The sequence below is a fragment of the Ligilactobacillus cholophilus genome (assembly GCF_030389495.1).
GTDB lineage: Bacteria > Bacillota > Bacilli > Lactobacillales > Lactobacillaceae > Ligilactobacillus > Ligilactobacillus cholophilus.
This window is the reverse complement of sequence record NZ_CP127832.1, coordinates 1396582-1417868: the sequence shown is the minus strand read 5'-3', so window position 1 is coordinate 1417868 and position 21287 is coordinate 1396582. Positions and strand designations below refer to the sequence as shown.

Here is a 21287-nt window from a genome sequence, read left to right as displayed (position 1 = left end):
CTCCTTATCTTAATAAAGCAGTCGTCGCTGTTGAAATTTTTGTTAGATAATCATCTTGTGATTGATCTCCACAGATCAAATCATGATAGATAATACCATCTTTAATAAAAAGCGTTCGTTGAGCATAACTTGCTGCAAGTGGACTATGCGTAACCATTAAAATCGTTTGTCCTGAATGATTGATTTTTTGAAAAAGTTTTAATAATTTTTCTGAATTAGTCGAATCAAGAGCTCCTGTTGGTTCATCGGCTAAAAGAAGTTCCGGAGAGGTAATTAAAGCACGTGCAGAAGCTACTCTTTGCTTTTGGCCTCCTGAAATTTCATAAGGAAAGCGATCCAGTAATCCAGTAATATTCAAGTTTTTGGCAATTGGTTCTAATTTCGTTTGCATTTCTTCCGGTTTCTTTTTTGCTAGAACTAATGGCAAAAAAATATTATCACGATTATTCAATGTATCTAAAAGATTGAATTGTTGAAAAATAAATCCTAAATGTTCGCGTCGAAATCTAGCACGATCTTTTTCATGGAGAGTCATTAAATTTGTACCATTAAGATTTATTTGCCCACTTGTTGCTTGCTCTAAAGTTGCAATTATGTTTAATAAAGTCGACTTTCCTGCTCCAGACTCACCCATGATAGCAATAAAATCTCCTCGTTTAACTTCAAAAGAAATATCTTTTAATGCTATAACTTGGTCTGGCTGGTGTTCATTATAAATTTTTTGAAGATGATTGATTTCAAGAATATTCATTTAATAAAGCCTCTTTCTTTATAATTCATAAATAAATTATAAAAAGGTTCATGTTAATTTTGTACTTACAGTATTAACATGAACCTTACAATTTGTTATTTTTATTCAATTAGTTGAGAATCTAAGCATAATTTAATAGTTGTTCCAAAATTAATTTTAGAAATAATTTGAATTTGAATATTTAGAATATCACATATTTGTTTGACAAGATATAATCCAAGACCACTTGAATTTTCATTATTACGAGAATTTTCGCCAATAAATCCCGCTTTAAAAACATTTGGAAGATCTGTAGCTAATATTCCAATTCCATTGTCAGTAATTGAAAGTACATGGTTTTGATAATTAATAACAATTTCTCCATTATTACCAGTATACTTAATTGCGTTTAGTAATAGCTGGTGAAAGATGACTTCAAACCATCTTTCATCAGTTAAATAAATCAGATTTCCAATATTATTATAAATTGAGATATTTTTGCTAATTGCTAGTTCCATTAATTTTTTAATAGATTGATTACATATATCTTTTAAATTTACTTTATTAAAATGTAAATCGTTATTAAAGTTATTTAGCCTTTCGTATGATAAAAGAGAATCTAGTTGGTTTTGAATTACTATAATCTGTTCATTTAGCTTATCTGATTGGACTAATGAAGAATTTTGCAACATTAATTTTATTCTTGTAAGTGGCGTTTTAATTTCATGCGACCATAGCTGAAAATAATTTTCACGTACCTGTTGTTTATGAATAATTTCATTACGTTCATTATTATATTTTTTCCAGTTTTTTTCTAATTCATTAAAAAAAAGATTATCTTGAAAAAATAAGTCATTTTTTCGATAATCATGATGCTTTAATTTATTTATTGTACTGTAATAATGAAATATGAAAATACAAATTATGCCTAAAGCAAATGGCCAAGTAAATTGAATAAAAGATAAAATTAATATTTTTTTTAGTTGATAAAGAAATACAAAACTAGCAAAAATCAAAATAATTATTGTATATATTATTAACCCTGGAAAAATTATTTTGATTATGTTTTTTAATTTTTCCATTGATATCCTTTCCCCCGAATTGTAATAATATGATCCTTAGTATCAAGTTGTGATAATTTGCGACGTAAACGACTGATATTAACATCAAGGATATTTTCACTAATAAATTGTTCACTATCCTATAATTGTTTAATAATTTCTTTTCTTGAAATAATCTTTTCCGAAGAATTAAAAAGTATTCTCAAAATAATCGTTTCAGTAGTTGTTAAGTGAAGTGTATTATCTTTTAATTTTAATGTATTTGTTAAGAAATTTAAATGAAAATCTCCTACAACAAACCTTGAATTAGTTAAATCATCTTTTTCTTTTACTAATAAGTTGATTTTAGCAATTAAATAATCCATTGAAAATGGTTTTTCAATAAAATCATTTGCTCCCACTGCTAAAGCACGTGTTCCTTCGCTATTTATATTTTGAGCGGTTAAAAAAATAATTGGAATATTACTAACTTGCCGAATGCGTTGTGTCCAATAAAAACCATCAAAACTAGGTAAAGTGACATCCATTGTAATTAAATCTGGGTCATTTTCAATAATTTCATTATCAATATTCTGCCAGTCACTAACTATTTCAGTTTTATAATTCCATTTTTTCAATGCCTGTGAAATTTCATTTAAGATAAATTCATCGTCTTCAATTAAAAATACTTTTATCATAATTTTTCTTCCCCATAATTAACATTCATTAACATTATTCTAACAAAGCATTATTTTTTCACAATCCATATATTTCGACAAAATTTAATATGTTTTATTGTCAATAATATATATTTACTTCTTTTTTTAAATCCATTAATAAATCATTTTCATCAAAATTAGATAAAATACTTATTCCTTTATCTACTATTATATTTTTATTTTTTATAACTATCCCATGTCTTACTAAAAAAATCGCAATATAATCAAATCTCTTTGTAGAATATATCAAATCACTATATTGTTCTAATATATGGTTACACCCTTCTAGATCATCATTATACAAATAAATAGTTGATAAATTAATGATCAGTCTACATATTATATCCTTTGAATCTTTATAATTATCATATTTTTCCAACTGGTCTAACAACTTGCTTGTTAATTCATTAATAACTGGAAATGGAAAGATAAATAAAATATTATTTAATAACAAAATATCATTAAAGTACCACTCTTCCGATTTTTTTATTTTTTTCCAGATAGATTTAGCTAATTCTTTAGACAACTCATCAAAATCCCTACTTTTTTTCAATCGTTTATCAATTAGTAAAACGTTTAACATTTCTTCGAGATAAAGATCATTATTTGTTTTTAAATATTTTATACAATCATTGATTAATGAATTTAATTCCCCTTCATCATAATTTTGCAAAACATTTTCGATACGATGAATTAATTTATCTCTCAAATTTGGACTATATTCATTACATAAATAGTTAAATTCATCAAAAGTCATGTTTATTTGTTTTAATAAATAATCCATAGTTTGATAACTTGGCATTAGTTTACAATTTTCTATTTTAGATAATGTTGATCTAGACAATTCATCTGAACATATCTCAGATTGAGAAATATTTTTTGATTTTCTTATTTTTTTATATATTTTCCCAAAATTCCACTTCATATTATTGTCTCCCAAATGTGCGTATAATCATCAAATTTATATATATTAAAAATATTAGTATATGATTAGAATGTTAACAAGGGAGAGTTACATATAAAAAAATATTTTTTATTTATATATCTATGTTTAACGCTGTATTCTTAAAATGTGCGTATAATCATCAAATTTATATATATTAAAATATTAGTATATGATTAGAATGTTAACATGAGAAAGTTACATATAAAAAAATAAATTTATTATCAATATGTTCTATAGTTTTATGGTTATTTGTAAACTAATTTCTTTAGAAATGGATAGTAGAGAGGGTGTTCATAGATGACTAAAGAAAAATATTTAAATAGAAATACTTATTTACTAAGTTTATTTATATATAATTTAGCTAGAGTTCTTCCTCATGCCATTTTAACAGTTATCCTATTGAATAAAGGAATGTCAATTTCTGATATTGCTGTCATTCAAAGTTTTTTTATGTTAGCAGCAATCATTTTTGAATTTCCTTCTGGATTTCTAACTGATATTTGGTCAGAAAAATTCATGTATCAATTATCATTGATATTACTAGGAATATCTTACTTTATTACAATGGTTTCAAACAAATTCCCCATCCTGTGTATCTCATGGTTTATATATGGAATGAGTTCTGCTTCCATGAGTGGATCTCTTGATTCATATTTTATACGTAGAGCCAAAAGTGATGAAGAAATTAAACACATCAATGTATTAATTAATCACTCTACATTATATAGTGGTTTAATCGGTGGTGGAATTGGATCATTTATTTATAAGGAAATTAACATTAAAATTTATATTATTTCACTAGTACTAATTTTCTTTTCACTAATATTAATAACTTTTATATTTCATCCCCAAAAAAATATCGAAAAGCCAAGTAATAATTTCGAAAATTTTCATAATATTATCAATGATTTAAAACAAATTACTAAACAACATCGATTAATAATATCAATAGCATTATATGGTGTTTTTGAAATAATTACCCAATTATTTTTTCAATTTTGGCAAATTAATTTTTTAAAACAACATTTTACAAAAGCCTACTTCGGACTTTTATATATTCTTTTTCAAGTTATTGCAATTTTAGGTAATTCATTATTTAGTAAATTCGATTTTTCTAAAAAATTACCATTTCTAGTAGTAAATATTTTTATTTTCTATTTTTCTTCACTATTAATCAAAAATAAAATACTTTTTTTATTTTTAATAATCCTATTTTTACTACCATTCAATTTATACAATAATCAATTAGTAGTAAATATTCAAAAAGAATCTTCAAATAAAATTGTTGCATCAGTCATTTCATTGTCAGAAACCATATCTAGTATAGTTTCTGTAATTATCTTATGGATAATCGGAATTTTAAATAATCATTTAAACTTTTTACTTATTGAAAAAATAATGATATTAATCTTTACATTACTTTCTTTAATGTTAATCAAATTTTATTCCTCCAACGAGAGAAAAAATTAATTTTTTTCAAGCAAATGTGATTTTTTGTCGAAATATAATTAAAGAGAATCATCCTTTTTTCTAGAGTTCTTTTAGTAAATTTTGCATAACAAATCGCCTGATAAAATACCTAATTCTATCAGGCGATTTGTTACTTGTTAACCCATTTACCTAAAGACCGACAAGCGATGACATATATTTTTCAACAAGAAACTAATGCAAATAAATTTATATTATCACTAACATTCTTATGACATATTTTTTAAATAAACTTATAAAAATCTGTTTTATTCATTTTTTCTCCTCTTATCTGTACCTAATCCAAATGGAATAAATAATGCTACTATCCCTGCACAAAGTAAATAAACCTTAGAAAATGCCAATGCAATTTGCTTATTCATTACTGATTTAATTTTTTTAATTACTTTTTGAATTCCATAAAGTTGAGAAAGCATTCCAATTTTACTCAAAATAATCTTTTGAGACTGTGTTAATTTTTCCACTGATAATGAAAATGGCGATTTTTCTTTGATTAAAGTATTAGTTATATTCTCTTCAGCTTTTAAAAGTTGTTCATTGCTACTATAAAGCTTAAAGAAAATTGATTTCGATGTTGGTTTATTTGATTTTTTTATTACCTTTCTTAAAGCATTATCCTTTGTTATCTTACTGTGCGATATTTTTTCAGTCCCATTTTTTGTATATTTTCTTAATTGCGAATTAAGTTCTTTTTTTACATCAATACTTACCGTACTATTTTTAATCTCTGATTTTCCTTTATCATAAATATTTGTCTTAGCTATTGAAACATTTGAACTCAAAAATGTCATTAATATGGCAACTCCTAAGCATGTTCCAAATTGTCGTGCCGTATTCACCATACCTGACCCTAATCCATTTTTTGATACTGGCAAATACTTTACGGATGAAACTAAAGATTGTGATGTAAATCCAAAACCAAAGCCATTAATTATTAAAAATAAAATTGTATTTTCAATTGGTGTACTTATTCTCACTGTCGAAAGTAAAATCAAACTTGTTACTATTAAAACCAATCCTAAACAATTAACAAGATTAGCATTGACTTTTCCTGCAATTTTAGTACCCAATGGCATTGAAATTATCACTGTAAGTGAAACAACTACTGTGATTAATGAAGCTTTTAAGGCTGAATATCGTAAGGCATCTTGTAAAAAATAATTTAAAACTAATGTTGGACAAACTAGACTAAATCCAGTAATTCCATAAACAATACATGAATTAGTAAAGGTTTTTTCTTTAAAAAGCTTAAAGTTAAACATTGGATGATCTGAATGCTCTTCAATTAAACAATATATTATAAAAATAAAGAGTCCTGTAATAAGACTGGTAATTATAACTGCTGAACGCCAACCATAGTCATTACTTTTTAATAATGCAAACACAATTAGTAACATTGAAATTGAAAGTGTGATTATTCCTAAATAATCAATTTTTTTACTAGTCGTTTCGTCATAAGACTCATTTACAAAAAATAAAATAAATAAAAACGAAATAATCGCAAATGGGATATTAATTCCAAAAACCCATCGCCAATTTAAATAATGTAAAATCACCCCTCCAATTGGCGGGCCTCCTGCAGCAGCAAGTGCTGAAATCGCTCCGCCAACGCTTGCAACCATTGGAAGACGTTCTTTTCCAAAAATATTAACCCCAATTGGTAAAATTAATGGTGTAATTATTGCACCACCGATTCCTTGGATAAATCGAAAAATAATCAACTGTCCTAAAGTCTTAGATAATGCACTAGCTAGCGAAAATCCACCAAATAAAATAAGACCAAATAAAATTAATTTCTTTCTTCCATGTTGATCAGCAATTTTCGAACTGGGTAACATAAAAACTGTTACGGATAATAAATAGCTTGTAGAAACCCAAGTAGCATTACTCATTGTTGCTCCAAAATAATTTTGAATACTTGGTAACGTCACATTAATTACTGTACTATCTAAAATCCCCATAAACATTGCAATAACAAGACCAATAAAGCTCAGATATTTTACACTTTTCTTCAAAATATCACTCCTCGTTTGTATATATAGTATTCATTTGTTAACTATGTTTACGTTTGTAGTATAATACATTTGACAGCAGTTTATTCATGCTTAAAGAAAGTTATACAATCAGAGTTATTTTGTTTAGTAAGGAGAAGATTACATGAATGGAAAAGAAAGAATTGCAGAGCAATCAAGAACATGGCTTTGGGAATCTTTGGAAGAATTATTACATCAAAAAAAGTTTTCTCAAATTACTATTACAGAAATTTGTAGTAATGCTGACTTAACAAGAAAAACATTTTATAATTCTTTTAAAAACAAAGAAGATCTTGTTGTATATCAATGTAGAAAAGTTGTAAATCAATATTTTAAAGAATTGCAAAATATTCCTAGTAATAAAAGAACATTAGAGGAAACACTAAAGACATTTTTATATTTTTGGTGGGATAATCGCAATTGGTTATTACTTTTAAAAAGTCAGAATCTTTTTTCAGTATTAGTTGATACATGGTTAGCTACTGCCTCAACCAGATATAATTGTTTTGAGGCTTCTTGGCATATGCCATCTAATAATAAGGAGGAGACTAAATATTTAATGAGTTTTATTCTAGGAGGGTTAGCCAATGTATTATCTGTATGGTTTTCTAATAAACACCCTAAATCCCCTGATAAAATGTATATAATAATCAAGCATATTATAAGTAATCATTAATTAATTACTAAATAATATATCTATGAGAACAAAAAGTTTTCAATAAATGATTTTAAATTAATTTCTAAATAAGTTATCTAAATTAAAAATCTTATTTAAGATTTATTAATAACTGACAATCTTGAAAGAATTACGACTTTTGATCAAGATATCTTATTTAACAAATAAGATCCAAATTATCTTACCTCCTGATATCTTATAGATTAACTTTGTAATATATTTTAAACTCATAAAAATATACGAATAAACAAGCAAAAAATTTTTTATACAACTTACTTAAATAATATAAAGATGGTACACAAAGCTTAATTAGATAATTTCACAAAAAAATTATTCTTTTTCTTAAAGTGCTTTTAGTAGATTTTTCAAAAAAAACGCCCAATAGAGTGTCTAATTCTATCAGACGATTTCCTTATATACGGTTTAAGTGGCAGCAACTACTTGTGCTTGTTTAACCACCAACTAAATAAGGATGTTGTGCAACCTATAAACAAGGGCGCTACAACTGTTGGAAAAATTAAAGAAGATAAAAAATGAAAGTTGGATATGCTCGTGTTTCAACTACAGATCAAAATTTAGATCGTCAATTCGAACAACTTCAATAAGCAAATTGTCAAAAGATTGTTCAAGAAAAGATTTCAGGTAAGAATACTAACCACCCTGAATTACAAAAATGCTTAATTTCATTCGTGAAAATAATGAGATTGTCGTAATCATTATAAGTAGATTAGGACGTAATAGTCGTGATATTTTTAATATTATTGAACACAAATTGCTAATCAAGTTGATACTACGAGAAATACAATTTATCGTATAAAAAAGAACTTTAAATATAACGAAAAGGAAAGAGAAAACTCTTTCCTTTTCGTTATACTGGCCTTCATACTGAACGGTAACTTTCCTTGTTTAATGAGCTACTTTAAAAATAATTTAATAAATTATGAGATACAATCGGTTTTGTTTATTAAGTACTTGATACATCAATAAAAATTAACTAATTACTTTCATTCATTTACATTAGAAGTAATTCTCACATATCCCACTAGTCCAACCAATGCAATTATAAATAGAATACTTCCTAGCATACCTATAATACTAGTTAAACTATACATTCGGCTAAATATGCTAATTACCCATGAACCAATCGTCATTAATAAAGATTCGCCAAAATAGACAACGGACATTGCGGTTGCTCGTATTCCTTCATAAGATAAACGCTGAATCTCTGCTTCAAAAATTGTATTCCAGAGTTCAAAAGCGATGTTAATAAATGTTAATCCTAATAATACAAATGACAAGTGATGCCAAAGAAAGCTTCCAAAACATATACAACATCCCAATTGCAACACAAATGACAAAAACATTGGCCGAATGAATTTTGTGATTTTATAAAGAAAAGCTACAATAATTCCAGCCACTAACGCTATTATTCCGAAAACAAAACCTGCCTGGACAACAGAAAGTCCTTCTTTAGTCAACATTAATGGTCCATATTGATAACTAATCGTAACGGCCGCTGATGAAGTACACATTAGCAATAGTAACCATCGAAAAGCTCGACTTTCTCGTATAAATGCTTCGAAACGATGCCAAATTTGCTTAAATGACTGCAAGTTTTCAGCTTCATCACCGCCAAAATCAACGGGATTAATGCTTAATGCCACTAAGAAAGCTAGTGCTCGTATTAAAATACAACATATAAATAATGCCGTCCATGAGTATTTCGCAATTTGTCCACCTAAAGCATTACTAATTGCCATTCCAAAAATTGCTACCATATTGAAGTAGCCGGAATATTTTAAAAATTTCTTTTTCTCAATTTCTGAGACTGTTTCATACATCAATGAAACGTCTGTTCCAGAAATAAACGCTAACCCAAGAGCAAATAAAATAAAACCGACATATAGCAACCAGTGTTGTGCTGGAAAGAAAAATGTAATTAAATATAAAATACTTAATATTTCACCTAGTAACAACGTATTTTTATGGCCTAAACGATCGGAGATAATGCCTGTTGGAAATTCAAAAATAAATTGACATATAGTGAATATACTTTCTAGTAGTGCAATTTCACCAACAGACCATCCCATCTGTTTTAAATAAATCATCCACATAGCCAACTCTAACATAATATTAGATAGACCATTATAAAGTATTACTTTCTTCATTATTTTTTCTCCTTTCAACGTCATTTAAATATCTGCACTATAATTACCAAAATCTAACGACTGAATATTTCCCTTTTATATATGATTTCCCCCATAGGCATTTGTAGGATAATTTTGCATATACTTTCTCGATTTGATAATTAATCAATTTTATTATAAAAAAATTTATTTTTCAATGATATTTTTAATCTAAATTTAATCTTTTGAACTTGATTTTCTATAAATAAAAAAGATATTAATTTCTAGTCTTTTTTAACTTTATTTATTTCTTCTTCAAATTTTGATAGTACTGCAAAAGGAAACATTACTTTTAAGAGAACTAAAGCTTATGATCATATTTTTTCTGATAACAAAGGACGTAATTTATTGTTTAAAAATATTACCAACTTTATAAAAATGAATCTATTAAACTAATCTGCTTATCCCTATAAATTGTTAGGTCAGTTACTAAATGATTAGGATGACAGTATTTCTAGCAAATTAAAATAAAAAATACAACCAATAGACTAAAATAATAGCCTATCGGTTGTATTTTTATAGCTAAATGTAAACTTACTTTTTTTAATTTAACTGTTGAAAAATTTCTTTTATATTCGCTTTATTTAAAGCATCAACCATCTTAATACTATTACGTTGATAATCGAGTTTTTGATAATGATTTAACACATGTATTTTGGCCAATTCTCGTTTCCTTCGCGAAAAGGATGAAAAACTCACCCTTATGTCCCTTTTAATACACTACTTTAAAGATAAGGAAAATTACCTTTATATTTACTTGCAATTTTGTTTGCTAATTTATATAGCCTATCTATATATTCACTTTGTTTTGTTCCAACATGTCTCATGAAGTAGTAACTCAAGCGATAAATTAACATAGTCGCAACATAACTTGGCAAATCATCCTTTTTTAATTGTTTAACTGCTGTAACTAAAATGCTCTCTAAATAGTCATCTAATTTAACATTTTGATGAACCAATTTAATAGCATCTAACATTTTAGTCTTATCTTCTTCTTTAGACATTAAATGCTAGAGCTCCATTCCAAAATCCATGGTAAGTAATATCACTAATACCATTTTGATTCCAATCAACATAGCAACGATATGTATTGCAATGTATGTCATTGCCACAGTAATTGTCAGCATGTACTCTTGACACACTTCCGTTTAATACACATGTTACAAGCGAAGCTGTCAACACCATCCCTATTTTTTTCATAATTGTCATAAGTAATATTTCCTTCCCCTAAAAAAACAATTTTGTAATTCCTTTCAAAAATTTTATCCTTATTGTACAACGTTTATCATATTTTACAACATTTTCTCTGAAAAAATATCAATCTACTTTTCACAAATTCAATATAAAATTACCATCACATACACCTGTTAATTGTAAAAAAGAAGTCTGTTCATTCAATACAATTGCTCAGTCCTTTTATACAATTAATATAGTTATAACTATTTGTATTTTGATGACAACAATGCTAACTTGTAGATAATTTAGAAGAATGGCTAAAAGAAGGAGGAATAATTATTATGTTACGTTGGTTTTCTGGTGGTCAAGAAAGAGGTAATAATGCTATTGATTTACTAACTAAATTAGCAAAAGTATTTGATAAGAACACACAATCATACAGAATTATAATCAAATTTATCAAAGAATTAGAATCACCCAATAAACCTGTACCTTATATTTTAAGTACCTTCAATTTAGAAATAGCCAAAGCAATACAACAAGATGATATTAACTTGAATAATACGCAAGCTCAACTTTTAAAAAAAATACGTGAAATATCTAACATTAGATATGGGGGCAATATTTAATAACTACTATGAAATATAATAAAGATAAACTACACCAATTGTTATATAATGCAATTGCAGTCATGAAATACCAAGATACTAATACTGCTATCAAATTGGCTCAATTAGATCAGCAAGTTATTAAAGGCAACAATAAAAAAATTATCAGTGCTAAAATTGCCAATATTTTAAGTACATACTTAATGGTGCACCGTTACAAGGCGCCTAAAAGTGTTATTGATTTGCAACAGTATGTCGAAAAAATCGCACAAGTATACAATGGGAACTTTGATCCTATCATGTGGTTTCAATAAAAAAAGAAGATGTCTTCCCCCCATCTTCTTTTTTTATTCTCCTAATATTTCCGGAGAAATAACATAAAATTTTTTAATGGAAAATAGAACCTATTGTAGTTCCTATTCCCACCTGTCCTATATATCTTTGAGCAATTGTGTTAGATACATTATATAATTTTTTTGTTTTATCGTTTAAATGCAATTTCCCCATTGAACGTACATAAAGACTTGAAATATCTTGAGATAAATGCACTGCACTTACCACAAGATTTTTCTTACGTTCAAACTCTCTCGCTACTTCATAAATACTTTCTTTTACTTTTTTATTAAATTCATCTGTGTTTTCTGAAATGGAATTATACGCTTCACTTAACATTGAAAAATAACTTTTATCATCTATCATAAACACCCTTCTTTATTCATTTAACAGTGTTTTAAACATATAATAATCTAGTTATCTTTAATTTAATGTAAGTTTTTTGACAATTATAATCCAATAATATGATTAAATCTAACACGTCAAGTCATATTAAAGAAATAACACAATAATAATTAATGTTGGGAAAACTATCCACCAATATTTTGCAAGGAAATCCCAAAAATTCATTTTTCCATATCGCCGAACATATAAATTGGTCTTAGGATTTAATACAAATTCATCTGTATCAACACTCTTTTTTTGATCATCAACTCCTAGAATTAAATTATCTAAACTAACATTAAAAATCTTAGACATTTTAATGATCTTTTCAAGATCAGGAACAACATCTCCTGATTCCCACTTAGAAACTGACTGTCTAGTTACATATAACATTTCCGCCAACTTGTCTTGAGACATTCCCAATTTTTCTCGATATTTTTTGATTTGTTTGTTTAATAACATTTTTACCACACCTCATTTTTTATTTATATTTTTATTTTTATATAATTTAGCCTATTTAAAAAGCAAAATTTAGGATAATATGAATAACCGCAATTGATTTTAACGCAACTATTATTTTACAGTTTGTTAAATAGTGGTTGCTTTTATTGATATATCAAATTTATCAATAATTATTTTTAAATTTAAATTTTAAATTAATTAATCAAATTCCAAAAGAAAAAATTTAAACTTTATCATATGATAATAAAAATAGTTTTCTCATTTTATTACATAAATAAAATTATTAAATGGAGGATATAACATTGGAAATCAATTTTAAGAATATAAACACTGCAGGTCTTGAAACTTCGCCTTATGCAACTGAATTAGCTGGAGTACGTGCTCACGAAGCACGTTATTATTGGAATCATTTCAAAACTAAATTCGAAACATTTCCTGCACAAGAACATATGGAGATTGTTAGTAAAATTAATGAAATCTTAGCTGAACGTGATCTAAAATTTAACTATCAACCTCTTGAAATTGCTAATTTTATGACTGAAAATATGTATCACCTCTATGTTTTTTACCAAAATGGATTATCAATCAATGTAATGTATGATTTAAATGAACCTAAAAATCGTGCAGTAGGTTTTAAACTTTGTGAACATATGGAAATTCCATCAGAATTTGAAGGTAAATTTAAATTTGCAAAAATGCGATCAAAACTTGCAGGAACAATTCGAGGAACATACTTTAAAATAAAAAAAGAATATTCTTTTGATAAATAATAATAAATATTTATCAAAACTATACACAATAGATAATAGAAAGGGTAAAATATTTAGAGTATCATTGGGGGAATTTTATTTGGGAGAGTGTCTGCTATGAAAAAAAAGAATTTAGATGCACCATATCGTACTTGGGCAAATGTCCCTCTAAATGAAGATAAAGAAACACTTCAAAAAATAGAAGAAGAATATAACGAATTTGTAAACCGTGAACACTTCAAAAAAGTAGTAAAAAAAATACTAATTGGAAGCCTAATTTTAGTTGGTATTTTTTGTTTTGTTATTAATTTAGGTAATCCTACTTTTTTAGCAATTTTTGCAGCATCATTATTTCTAGATTCATTTTCAAATAAGAATTAATAAAGAGGTAGTTAAAATGACAAATAAAGATATAATATATTTGAGTGGCTCATTTTTTAATAGCTCTTATGTATTCACTAATAAACACAACGGTTTATTGTACTTAAAAAAAGATGGTAATTATTATCGTCAATTAAATAAAGATAATCCTCTTGTATATAAAAAAGATGATACTGTAAGTGAATTAAAAGATTTAGTGAATGAATACTGGTATGACCCCATTTCTCCATATAGTGAGACTGGATCTAAAAAGGTTCACCAGTACATTCGCATGACTCTCTCAGAGTTTAAAAAACCTAAAAATTGGTGTATTTATAGTTTTACTTACAAACAATTCGTTTCAGATCTAAGTGAACTGCCAGATTATTATTCCAATTTATCTACTCTTGTAACCATAAATGAAGGTTGTGTCAGGTTTAAATTTAATGACAATCTTTATGTTCCTAAAGAACTAATGGATTATGGTATAGAAAATGTCAGAATAGTTGTATGTAAAGATCAATTGTATTTAAATTTTAAAAGAGAACTATCTGATGGAAATTACTCTATTATTTATGATAAAAATTTCCATCCTGTTCAAGCTAAGGATTTGAATTTACCTGAATTTTACCTTGATTAAATAAAAAGCTCTAAGGGCTTTTTTTTAGTAAGATTCATCATGTTTTTTCATTACCTTTTTAATCTCCTCTTCAAATCCTGCTAAAGCAGAGAATGGTAAAAAAATCGCTGCTCGTTCATTAAGCGGCATTCGATACTGGTCTTTATGTTTGGCATAATCATAATTAATTAATTTTTGTGCATCATATTTCATGCCAAATGTCCTCCAATTTGTTGATTTCGACGTAATGTCATTGCTTTATCTTGTAAATCAGTTCCTCGAAAAAGTGCATTTTTCCCAAAACGTTCCTGAATTGCTAAAGTTGTTTGTTGTAATGTCATTTGTTTAGCTAAAGTTTCATCATCTTGAAAATCACAAAATAAATTTCCCTGTTCATAATTTAAAACTTTTTCATGACAATCTTTTAAATGTTGAGCTGTAAGTGTAACTCGTCGCAATAAATATTTTGGTTCAACAATTTCATTAAATAAATAAAGTAACTTTTCCTTAAGTTCATTTTCCAAGTTAGTATATTGTTTTAATCTAATACGACCATGCACTGATTTAGGTCGTATTCTTCCAAAACGATCTATTTCGATTTCATCAATATTATCAACAAAATTTAAAGTTTTACTATCATAATGAATACTCAAAGTTACTTGATCTGTAATTTGATAAGTTGTTGCCAATTTTAATGCTAATTCTTGACTCATTTCTTTAATAATCATCAGTCCTTCACTATAACTATAAGGTTCATTCAATAATTGCCCTACGCATAAGCAATGATTTTTAGGATGATAATTATTAATATCTGCAATCGTTAAATCTTCAAATCCCCAAGCATGATCAATCAAAATTTCTGCATTTACTCCAAACTCCCGATAAAGTAATCCTTTATTATATTTATCACTTAAACTTCCTACGGAACACGCTGCTACCTCACCCATTGTATATATTCCTAGTTTTGCTAATCGCTTGGCATAACCTTTGCCAACCCGCCAAAAATCTGTAATCGGTTGATGATTCCACAATAGTTGACGATAATGTTTTTCATCCAGTTTAGCAATCTTAATGCCTGACTTAGTAGGTGACATATGTTTAGCTACAATATCCATTGCCACTTTTGCTAAATATAAATTAGTTCCAATTCCCACAGTTGCTGTTATGCCTGTTTCCTGATAAATATCTGCAATAATTTTCTCTGCTAAATCTGATGCCTTACAATGATATAAAGTTAAATAAGATGTAATATCAATAAATGCTTCATCAATTGAATAAACATGAATATCTTCCGCTGCAATATATTTCAAATAAACACCATATATCTTTGCACTAATCTTCTCATATAATTTCATTTGAGGTTTAGCAATAACATATTCCAATTTTAATGCTTGATTATTTAATAATGCAGTTCTACTCGTAGAACTGCCACCAAAATGATGTCCTAGAATTTTCTTACGACGCTCATTATTAAACCGTTGTGCAAATTGTTTGACTTCAAATAACCGTGGCCTACCTGAAATCCCCCAACTTTTTAATGCTGGAGATACTGCTAAACAAATTGTTTTATCTGTTCGCGATTCATCAGCAACTATCAAATTAGTATCTAAAGGATCTAATCCTCTTTGATGACACTCTACTGAGGCATAAAAAGATTTTAAATCAATTGCTAAATATATTCTTTTCAACCTATTCGCCTCCATCAGAACATACGTTCGTTTAAATTATATCATATAATAAAAAAGATATTAGTTAACCTTTTAACTAATATCTTAAAAAAATCATATTATTTTTTCTGATGATTCAATCTAACTGCTAAAAAGTCACCCGTCAATTGAATAATTAAAACAAAAATCAAGATAATTAACGTTGCAATACAAGTCACATCATTATTAAAACGATCATATCCATATGTAATCGCAATATTTCCTAATCCACCAGCACCAATCGCACCGGCCATTGCAGTCAAACCAATTAAACTAATAAGTGTAACAGTTGATACTCTAATAATTTCTGCTCTTGCTTCTTTTAAGTACACATCAATAATAATATTCCATTTACTAACTCCTAATGCTTGAGCCGCTTCGATTTTATCAAAACTGACACTTTCTAATGTAGCTTGAATTTGACGTGCATAAAATGGAAAAACGCCTAGTGATAATGGTACAATAGCTGCAATCGTTCCAATCTGTGTTCCTACAATCCATTGGGTAAATGGTGCAATAAAAGCTAATAAAATAATAAATGGTACTGCTCGAAAAAGAGAAACAATTTTATCACAAACAGAATACCAAAAATGATTAGCCATGATTCCATCAGGTTTAGTAACAACTAATAAAACTCCAAAAATTAATCCTAAACAACCACCAATTATTGCTGGAAAATAAGTCATAATAAGTGTTTGACCAATTGCAGTTCCCCAACCTGCATCACCTGTCCAGCCCAAGTTGTATACATTTGGTAAATACTTAGCTATTAAATGTGTCATCCCAAACCCTCCGATCATCTATTTTAATAACTTCAACATTACGTTTTTTTAATAATGATGGAACTTCATCAAGTTTCATTTTTTCACCAGTAACTAAAACAATCATTGTTCCTACTGGTGCATTATCTAAAATTTCAATATTTCCATAAAGCATTGAAACATCTACCGCTAATTCTTTATAAAGATCAAGAATAATCGACTGTGTAATTGTAGCTGCCTTAAATACTAATTTATACAAACGCTCGTTAGTATTTAGTGGTTTTAAATTAAATGAACGTAATACTTGAAGTGCTGCTAATGAACCGCCAACAAATTGCTTCGTCAATTCTTCTCGTGGATGAAAATAAATTTCTTCTAGTTTTCCCTGTTCAATGATTTCTCCATGCTGCATAATTGCAATTTTATTTGCAATTTGTTTTACAACATCCATTTCATGTGTAATTAGTAAAATTGTTAACCCATACTGTTGATTTAATTTCCTTAGCAATTCTAAGATTTGTGTCGTATTTTGCGGATCAAGTGCAGAAGTTGACTCATCCGAAATCAGAATCGAAGGATCATTTGCTAATGCACGGGCAATTGCTACTCGCTGTTGTTCACCAACTGATAATTGCACTGGATAAAAATCAGCCTTATCTTCTAAATCCACTAATTTCAGTAAATTTTTTACTTTGTTAGTCAATGCTTGTGCCGAAAGTTTACTGTAATATAATGCAAATTCAATGTTTTCAGCAACCGTCATTTCATTTAATAAGTTAAAATGCTGAAAAATCATACCTATTTTTTGACGTTGTTGTTGTAGTTCTTTCGTTGAAATCTGTTGTTTTCCCTCATCAAAGAAAATTGTGTTATTTACCCTAACTGTTCCACTGGTAGGCTTTTGTAATAGATTAATCGTTCGCGATAACGTTGATTTCCCCGCTCCTGAATAACCGACAATTCCATAAATATCTCCCTTAGCAACTGATAAAGTAGCATTTTTTACTGCATCAGTCGGAGTATTTTTCGTTCCAAAACGAACACTAATATTTTTTAATTCGATTAAATTTTCCATTACTGATTCTCCTTCCCTTTTTTCCATACTGGAATATCAGTATTTCCATAGTAGTGTTTATATAATTTTCGTACGGCTGTTGTTTGATATGCCTTGACCACATCTTGATATACTCGCTTATTTTGATCTTGCTTCCGTGCCACAATAATATTGATCCATTGATGCGAATCTTGATTAACTGGTTCAATATAAATTGTCTGTTTAGGCCCAAGTCCTGCTGGTTTTACAAAATCGTTATTGACAATTGCTGCATCCACATCACTTAATGAGCGTGCAGTCTGATCAGCAGCTAATTCTTTAATTTTAATTCCTTTTGAACTTCCTTTTACATCTGCAATAGTTGCTAAGCTACCAGCTTTTTTATCTAATTTGATTAAGCCAGCATTTTTTTAAAAAAATAATGCCCGACTTTCATTAGAAGGATCATTAGGAATAGCTACTACTGCGTTATATGGCAGTTCATCTAAACTGTGATATTTTTTAGAATAAATTCTGATTGGTGAAATAATTGTTTCCCCAATCGCTACCAAATCACCATGATTCTTCTTATTCCAATCTTTTAAGAAAGCATAGTGTTGAAAAGCATTTAAATCGATATTTCCCTCCTTAACTGCTTTATTAAGTTGGTTATAATCTGTAAACACACGTGTTTGAACTGTAATTCCATACTTTTCTTTTGCAGTTTTCGCAACCTGTTGCCAAATCGCTTGTGTTCCCTTATCATTTCCAACAATACCAACAGTAATTGTTTTTGAATTATTGGCATTGTGTTGCTGTGCAAATAAAAATCCTGTTACAATTAATGTTCCAACAACAATAATAGTTGTCCAAATTAATCCCCAATGATGTTTTCTACTCATTAACGATCGCTCCCCTTGTCTATTAATTAAATATTTATCAAAAAAAATCGTCCTTTACCAAAATTGGTAAAGGACGATTCGTTATATCGTGTTGCCACCTTTTTTCGCTATTTCTTCACAGCAAATAGCCTCAACAAGTTGCTCCTAATGCTTCTAAATTAGGAATAACCTTGCATGATTAACGGATGCAACCCCGTCACTAACTAATAATTTATTAGTGCCATTCCAAGCCCATCTTCAAAAAATCTCAATTACTTCCTTGCACCATCCAGAAGCTCTCTGAAAATTTTAATTTTTTTACTCTGCTTTTCGATACGTTTTTGATTAATATTTATTTAATGATTATAATCACTTTTTAATTTTTGTCAATCATCAATTTATTTTTTTTAATCAAACTATATTTTAAATTTATTCATAAAAAAAGAGAAGCAAAATCCTTCTCCTTATACTTCAAAAATCATAATAATTTAATTGTCCTTTTTAAAATAGGAACTATAATCCATGCCACAATAATACCAGCAATTCCTTGGATACAGTTTATAGGAATTGCTAATGCTCCAACAGAAATGTTATACAAAATTGAATCGGCGCAAAAATATCCACTTACCATAATAATCACACCCATTATCATTGCACTAACAATTCTCCATTGGAACTTGATGTTTTCTTTTTGTGCAATTTTTCCTACAATCCAGCCTTCTAAACCATGAATAAGTAATGAAAAAAACATGTACTGGCTATATCCTGAAATTAAATCTAAAACAAAACCAGAAAGTGCTCCTGTAAAAAGTCCTGCCCAGGGTCCGTACAATAAAGCCACAATGAAAATTCCCGCATCACATAAATTGATATTTCCATGTGTAAATGGAATTGGAATAATCAAAATACGACTGATCACAATATTCAATGCTGTTAATAATGCCGTAATGACTGTTGTTTTAAGCTTACTATTTCCCATCCTAGTTCATTCCATGATCTATTTTATTTTCATCAGAAAAAGTATATAATGCACGATGTCCTCCGATTAATTTAGGACGCGTATATAATCCAGTTACATTTGCAGCACCAACCTTATGATGATTTAATCTTACTGGAACTTGTACAAATTTAACATGCATTCCAATATCAGTTCCGCCAATATCAATACCACCTTGAGCAACAATATGCTCTACTTCTACTGGATCTTGCATTGCTTCATAAGCAGCTACTTGCGTTCCACCACCAGCATGCATTGATGGCATTACTGACACAATTTCAAAATCATGCTTTTCTGCTACTTCACGCTCCATTAGCAAAGCTCGGTTAATATGTTCACATCCTTGAATTGCTAAGTCAATTTTACGTGGTTTAAGAAATTCTTGTAAAGTTTCATACACTGTTTTTCCAATTGATAAAGCTGAATCAGTTCCCATCCATTCTCCTCGAATCATGCTTGTACTGCATCCAACTACAAATAATGAACCTGGCTTCAATTCAAATTTATCGTTATTAAAATAATCAGTTAACACTGCTGTTAGATCTTGCTTAATCTTTGCTAAATCCATTTTATTCACCTCTATACTGATTGCATTGTAAAATTCTCGTTATATCTATTCCTAATTTTAAATCATTTTGATCTGAAAGAGTATCTTCAACCGCCATTTGTAAGCTCTTCATAACACTAGGAATAATTTCAGCTAAATTTTTCTGAGTAATCATCTCACTAAAAAGCATTGCCGCAAAGGCATCTCCTGTACCATAAAAATGTCCTGGAATTTTTTCTAAATAAAATGTTCCATGTGAAACAACATTGCTCCATAAACATCCAATTTGATTTACTTGTTCAATCCCAGTAACAATAATTGTAGCATCCTTTTTTGACATTCTGTGCAATTTTTGTACCTGTTGTTTAACTTGTGTCAGCGATGGCTGTTGAACATATCTTTCTCCTGTTAAGAATGCTAATTCAGTTAAATTAGGAGTTATAATATCTGCTCGTTTAACCAATTCCTTTAATTTTCCAAGATATCGCTCATTTAACATTGGATAATATTTCCCCTCATCAGCCATTACTGGATCAACCAAAAGAAGATCTAAATCATCCAATAATCTTGTATGTAAAATTTCCGTTATAATTTCTTCTTTTCCTAAATATCCGACTAAACCATAATTTAATTGCTTTTTAAATTGTCGATGAGCACTTTCTAATGTTTTATGTAACCATTCAATTGAACTAACACATTGTATTTCTTCGTCTGATTCACTTTGAGTAGTAAATATTTGTACCGGAATAGGTAGTGCACGTAATCCAAAGCTTGCAACAATTGGAGTTGCAACATTTAACGAAATGCTATTTAAACTGGATAAATCTTCAATCAAAAAAACATTTTTGATGGC

General features: G+C 28.3%; 27 protein-coding genes, 1 pseudogene and 1 other annotated feature. Of the genes and pseudogenes, 8 read left to right on the top strand and 20 right to left on the bottom strand.

Going from position 1 to position 21287, the window contains the following annotated elements:
* Positions 1 to 4: 4 nt before the first annotated feature.
* The 5 genes from QPK35_RS07355 to QPK35_RS07340 form a co-directional block, all read right to left on the bottom strand.
* The gene (locus tag QPK35_RS07355) at positions 5 to 751 is read right to left on the bottom strand and encodes an ABC transporter ATP-binding protein (protein WP_290033302.1); all 747 of its coding nucleotides are present in this window, start codon (positions 749 to 751) and stop codon (positions 5 to 7) included.
* A gap of 101 nt (positions 752 to 852) precedes the next feature.
* Positions 853 to 1812 carry a sensor histidine kinase gene (locus QPK35_RS07350; protein WP_290033301.1) on the bottom strand — a complete coding sequence of 320 codons (960 nt, stop codon included), beginning with the start codon at positions 1810 to 1812 and terminating at the stop codon, positions 853 to 855.
* The gene (locus QPK35_RS08055) at positions 1800 to 1889 is read right to left on the bottom strand and encodes a hypothetical protein (protein ID WP_353851771.1); all 90 of its coding nucleotides are present in this window, start codon (positions 1887 to 1889) and stop codon (positions 1800 to 1802) included. Before QPK35_RS08055 ends, QPK35_RS07350 begins: the two co-directional genes overlap by 13 nt.
* 42 nt (positions 1890 to 1931) lie before the next feature.
* Positions 1932 to 2468 (bottom strand): response regulator, encoded by a 537-nt coding sequence (locus QPK35_RS07345; protein WP_290033300.1) that lies wholly within the window; start codon positions 2466 to 2468, stop codon positions 1932 to 1934.
* 100 nt (positions 2469 to 2568) lie between these two features.
* On the bottom strand, positions 2569 to 3414 hold the full coding sequence (locus QPK35_RS07340) for a helix-turn-helix domain-containing protein (RefSeq protein WP_290033299.1): 846 nt from the start codon (positions 3412 to 3414) through the stop codon (positions 2569 to 2571).
* A gap of 318 nt (positions 3415 to 3732) precedes the next feature.
* On the opposite strand from QPK35_RS07340, the gene QPK35_RS07335 reads away from it, so the two are divergent.
* Positions 3733 to 4905, top strand: a complete 1173-nt coding sequence (locus QPK35_RS07335) for an MFS transporter (protein WP_290033298.1) — start codon at positions 3733 to 3735, stop codon at positions 4903 to 4905.
* 266 nt (positions 4906 to 5171) lie between these two features.
* Here QPK35_RS07335 and QPK35_RS07330 read toward each other — a convergent pair whose 3' ends face one another.
* Positions 5172 to 6938 carry an MFS transporter gene (locus QPK35_RS07330; RefSeq protein ID WP_290033297.1) on the bottom strand — a complete coding sequence of 589 codons (1767 nt, stop codon included), beginning with the start codon at positions 6936 to 6938 and terminating at the stop codon, positions 5172 to 5174.
* 142 nt (positions 6939 to 7080) lie between these two features.
* Here QPK35_RS07330 and QPK35_RS07325 point away from each other — a divergent pair, with 142 nt between their 5' ends.
* Positions 7081 to 7632, top strand: a complete 552-nt coding sequence (locus tag QPK35_RS07325; RefSeq protein ID WP_290033296.1) for a TetR/AcrR family transcriptional regulator — start codon at positions 7081 to 7083, stop codon at positions 7630 to 7632.
* A gap of 437 nt (positions 7633 to 8069) precedes the next feature.
* On the opposite strand, the gene QPK35_RS08050 is transcribed toward QPK35_RS07325, so the two are convergent.
* The gene (locus QPK35_RS08050) at positions 8070 to 8150 is read right to left on the bottom strand and encodes a type I toxin-antitoxin system Fst family toxin (RefSeq protein WP_353851770.1); all 81 of its coding nucleotides are present in this window, start codon (positions 8148 to 8150) and stop codon (positions 8070 to 8072) included.
* Positions 8151 to 8165: 15 nt separating this feature from the next.
* Here QPK35_RS08050 and QPK35_RS08075 point away from each other — a divergent pair, with 15 nt between their 5' ends.
* Positions 8166 to 8237: a recombinase family protein gene (locus QPK35_RS08075; protein ID WP_353851769.1), complete on the top strand. Its 72-nt coding sequence runs from the start codon at positions 8166 to 8168 to the stop codon at positions 8235 to 8237.
* 399 nt (positions 8238 to 8636) lie between these two features.
* On the opposite strand, the gene QPK35_RS07320 is transcribed toward QPK35_RS08075, so the two are convergent.
* From QPK35_RS07320 to QPK35_RS07310, 3 genes are all read right to left on the bottom strand, one after another.
* Positions 8637 to 9800 (bottom strand): MFS transporter, encoded by a 1164-nt coding sequence (locus QPK35_RS07320; protein WP_290033295.1) that lies wholly within the window; start codon positions 9798 to 9800, stop codon positions 8637 to 8639.
* Between the two features lie 743 nt (positions 9801 to 10543).
* Positions 10544 to 10822, bottom strand: coding sequence for a hypothetical protein (locus QPK35_RS07315; RefSeq protein WP_290033294.1), 279 nt, complete (start codon positions 10820 to 10822; stop codon positions 10544 to 10546).
* The gene (locus tag QPK35_RS07310; RefSeq protein WP_290033293.1) at positions 10815 to 11027 is read right to left on the bottom strand and encodes a hypothetical protein; all 213 of its coding nucleotides are present in this window, start codon (positions 11025 to 11027) and stop codon (positions 10815 to 10817) included. Before QPK35_RS07310 ends, QPK35_RS07315 begins: the two co-directional genes overlap by 8 nt.
* Positions 11028 to 11335: 308 nt before the next feature.
* Between QPK35_RS07310 and QPK35_RS07305 the strand changes: the two genes are divergently transcribed.
* Both QPK35_RS07305 and QPK35_RS07300 read left to right on the top strand, forming a co-directional pair.
* Positions 11336 to 11623, top strand: coding sequence for a bacteriocin immunity protein (locus QPK35_RS07305; protein ID WP_290033292.1), 288 nt, complete (start codon positions 11336 to 11338; stop codon positions 11621 to 11623).
* A gap of 8 nt (positions 11624 to 11631) precedes the next feature.
* Positions 11632 to 11916: a bacteriocin immunity protein gene (locus QPK35_RS07300; protein WP_290033291.1), complete on the top strand. Its 285-nt coding sequence runs from the start codon at positions 11632 to 11634 to the stop codon at positions 11914 to 11916.
* 73 nt (positions 11917 to 11989) lie between these two features.
* On the opposite strand, the gene QPK35_RS07295 is transcribed toward QPK35_RS07300, so the two are convergent.
* Positions 11990 to 12301 carry a bacteriocin immunity family protein gene (locus QPK35_RS07295; protein WP_290033290.1) on the bottom strand — a complete coding sequence of 104 codons (312 nt, stop codon included), beginning with the start codon at positions 12299 to 12301 and terminating at the stop codon, positions 11990 to 11992.
* A gap of 126 nt (positions 12302 to 12427) precedes the next feature.
* Entirely contained in the window at positions 12428 to 12781 is a 354-nt protein-coding gene (locus tag QPK35_RS07290; protein WP_290033289.1) for a helix-turn-helix domain-containing protein, read from the bottom strand.
* Between the two features lie 296 nt (positions 12782 to 13077).
* Between QPK35_RS07290 and QPK35_RS07285 the strand changes: the two genes are divergently transcribed.
* From QPK35_RS07285 to QPK35_RS07275, 3 genes are all read left to right on the top strand, one after another.
* A complete protein-coding gene (locus tag QPK35_RS07285) occupies positions 13078 to 13551 on the top strand; it encodes a DUF8821 family protein (RefSeq protein WP_290034270.1) in 474 nt (157 codons plus the stop codon).
* Between the two features lie 96 nt (positions 13552 to 13647).
* The gene (locus QPK35_RS07280) at positions 13648 to 13911 is read left to right on the top strand and encodes a hypothetical protein (RefSeq protein ID WP_290033288.1); all 264 of its coding nucleotides are present in this window, start codon (positions 13648 to 13650) and stop codon (positions 13909 to 13911) included.
* 16 nt (positions 13912 to 13927) lie between these two features.
* Entirely contained in the window at positions 13928 to 14530 is a 603-nt protein-coding gene (locus QPK35_RS07275) for a hypothetical protein (protein ID WP_290033287.1), read from the top strand.
* A gap of 24 nt (positions 14531 to 14554) precedes the next feature.
* Here the strand turns inward: QPK35_RS07275 and QPK35_RS07270 are convergent, their stop codons facing one another.
* The 8 genes and pseudogenes from QPK35_RS07270 to QPK35_RS07235 all read right to left on the bottom strand — a co-directional run bounded on the left by QPK35_RS07270 (position 14555) and on the right by QPK35_RS07235 (position 21269).
* A complete protein-coding gene (locus QPK35_RS07270) occupies positions 14555 to 14722 on the bottom strand; it encodes a hypothetical protein (RefSeq protein WP_290033286.1) in 168 nt (55 codons plus the stop codon).
* Positions 14719 to 16197, bottom strand: a complete 1479-nt coding sequence (locus QPK35_RS07265; protein WP_435302710.1) for a Y-family DNA polymerase — start codon at positions 16195 to 16197, stop codon at positions 14719 to 14721. Before QPK35_RS07265 ends, QPK35_RS07270 begins: the two co-directional genes overlap by 4 nt.
* A gap of 98 nt (positions 16198 to 16295) precedes the next feature.
* Entirely contained in the window at positions 16296 to 16997 is a 702-nt protein-coding gene (locus QPK35_RS07260) for a methionine ABC transporter permease (RefSeq protein ID WP_290033284.1), read from the bottom strand.
* The gene (locus QPK35_RS07255) at positions 16978 to 18051 is read right to left on the bottom strand and encodes a methionine ABC transporter ATP-binding protein (protein WP_290033283.1); all 1074 of its coding nucleotides are present in this window, start codon (positions 18049 to 18051) and stop codon (positions 16978 to 16980) included. Before QPK35_RS07255 ends, QPK35_RS07260 begins: the two co-directional genes overlap by 20 nt.
* Positions 18051 to 18911 (bottom strand): annotated as a pseudogene (locus tag QPK35_RS07250) (MetQ/NlpA family ABC transporter substrate-binding protein). The gene QPK35_RS07255 and the pseudogene QPK35_RS07250 overlap by 1 nt, the downstream one beginning before the upstream one ends.
* Positions 18912 to 18977: 66 nt before the next feature.
* Positions 18978 to 19233: a binding site (T-box leader), on the bottom strand.
* 135 nt (positions 19234 to 19368) lie between these two features.
* Entirely contained in the window at positions 19369 to 19869 is a 501-nt protein-coding gene (locus QPK35_RS07245; protein ID WP_290033282.1) for an ECF transporter S component, read from the bottom strand.
* Position 19870: 1 nt separating this feature from the next.
* On the bottom strand, positions 19871 to 20455 hold the full coding sequence (locus QPK35_RS07240; protein ID WP_290033281.1) for a TIGR01440 family protein: 585 nt from the start codon (positions 20453 to 20455) through the stop codon (positions 19871 to 19873).
* A 1-nt stretch (position 20456) separates the two neighbouring features.
* Positions 20457 to 21269 carry a PfkB family carbohydrate kinase gene (locus QPK35_RS07235; protein ID WP_290033280.1) on the bottom strand — a complete coding sequence of 271 codons (813 nt, stop codon included), beginning with the start codon at positions 21267 to 21269 and terminating at the stop codon, positions 20457 to 20459.
* Positions 21270 to 21287: the final 18 nt, after the last annotated feature.

Coding starts and splice junctions, on each gene's coding strand:
- QPK35_RS07290 (WP_290033289.1), bottom strand. CDS start 12,781: ATGTTATTAAACAAACAAATCAAAAAATATCGAGAAAAATTGGGAATG.
- QPK35_RS07245 (WP_290033282.1), bottom strand. CDS start 19,869: ATGGGAAATAGTAAGCTTAAAACAACAGTCATTACGGCATTATTAACA.
- QPK35_RS07340 (WP_290033299.1), bottom strand. CDS start 3,414: ATGAAGTGGAATTTTGGGAAAATATATAAAAAAATAAGAAAATCAAAA.
- QPK35_RS07355 (WP_290033302.1), bottom strand. CDS start 751: ATGAATATTCTTGAAATCAATCATCTTCAAAAAATTTATAATGAACAC.
- QPK35_RS07295 (WP_290033290.1), bottom strand. CDS start 12,301: ATGATAGATGATAAAAGTTATTTTTCAATGTTAAGTGAAGCGTATAAT.
- QPK35_RS07310 (WP_290033293.1), bottom strand. CDS start 11,027: ATGACAATTATGAAAAAAATAGGGATGGTGTTGACAGCTTCGCTTGTA.
- QPK35_RS07275 (WP_290033287.1), top strand. CDS start 13,928: ATGACAAATAAAGATATAATATATTTGAGTGGCTCATTTTTTAATAGC.
- QPK35_RS07260 (WP_290033284.1), bottom strand. CDS start 16,997: ATGACACATTTAATAGCTAAGTATTTACCAAATGTATACAACTTGGGC.
- QPK35_RS07305 (WP_290033292.1), top strand. CDS start 11,336: ATGTTACGTTGGTTTTCTGGTGGTCAAGAAAGAGGTAATAATGCTATT.
- QPK35_RS07350 (WP_290033301.1), bottom strand. CDS start 1,812: ATGGAAAAATTAAAAAACATAATCAAAATAATTTTTCCAGGGTTAATA.
- QPK35_RS07270 (WP_290033286.1), bottom strand. CDS start 14,722: ATGAAATATGATGCACAAAAATTAATTAATTATGATTATGCCAAACAT.
- QPK35_RS07255 (WP_290033283.1), bottom strand. CDS start 18,051: ATGGAAAATTTAATCGAATTAAAAAATATTAGTGTTCGTTTTGGAACG.
- QPK35_RS07240 (WP_290033281.1), bottom strand. CDS start 20,455: ATGGATTTAGCAAAGATTAAGCAAGATCTAACAGCAGTGTTAACTGAT.
- QPK35_RS07335 (WP_290033298.1), top strand. CDS start 3,733: ATGACTAAAGAAAAATATTTAAATAGAAATACTTATTTACTAAGTTTA.
- QPK35_RS07300 (WP_290033291.1), top strand. CDS start 11,632: ATGAAATATAATAAAGATAAACTACACCAATTGTTATATAATGCAATT.
- QPK35_RS07325 (WP_290033296.1), top strand. CDS start 7,081: ATGAATGGAAAAGAAAGAATTGCAGAGCAATCAAGAACATGGCTTTGG.
- QPK35_RS07320 (WP_290033295.1), bottom strand. CDS start 9,800: ATGAAGAAAGTAATACTTTATAATGGTCTATCTAATATTATGTTAGAG.
- QPK35_RS07345 (WP_290033300.1), bottom strand. CDS start 2,468: ATGATAAAAGTATTTTTAATTGAAGACGATGAATTTATCTTAAATGAA.
- QPK35_RS07280 (WP_290033288.1), top strand. CDS start 13,648: ATGAAAAAAAAGAATTTAGATGCACCATATCGTACTTGGGCAAATGTC.
- QPK35_RS07315 (WP_290033294.1), bottom strand. CDS start 10,822: ATGTCTAAAGAAGAAGATAAGACTAAAATGTTAGATGCTATTAAATTG.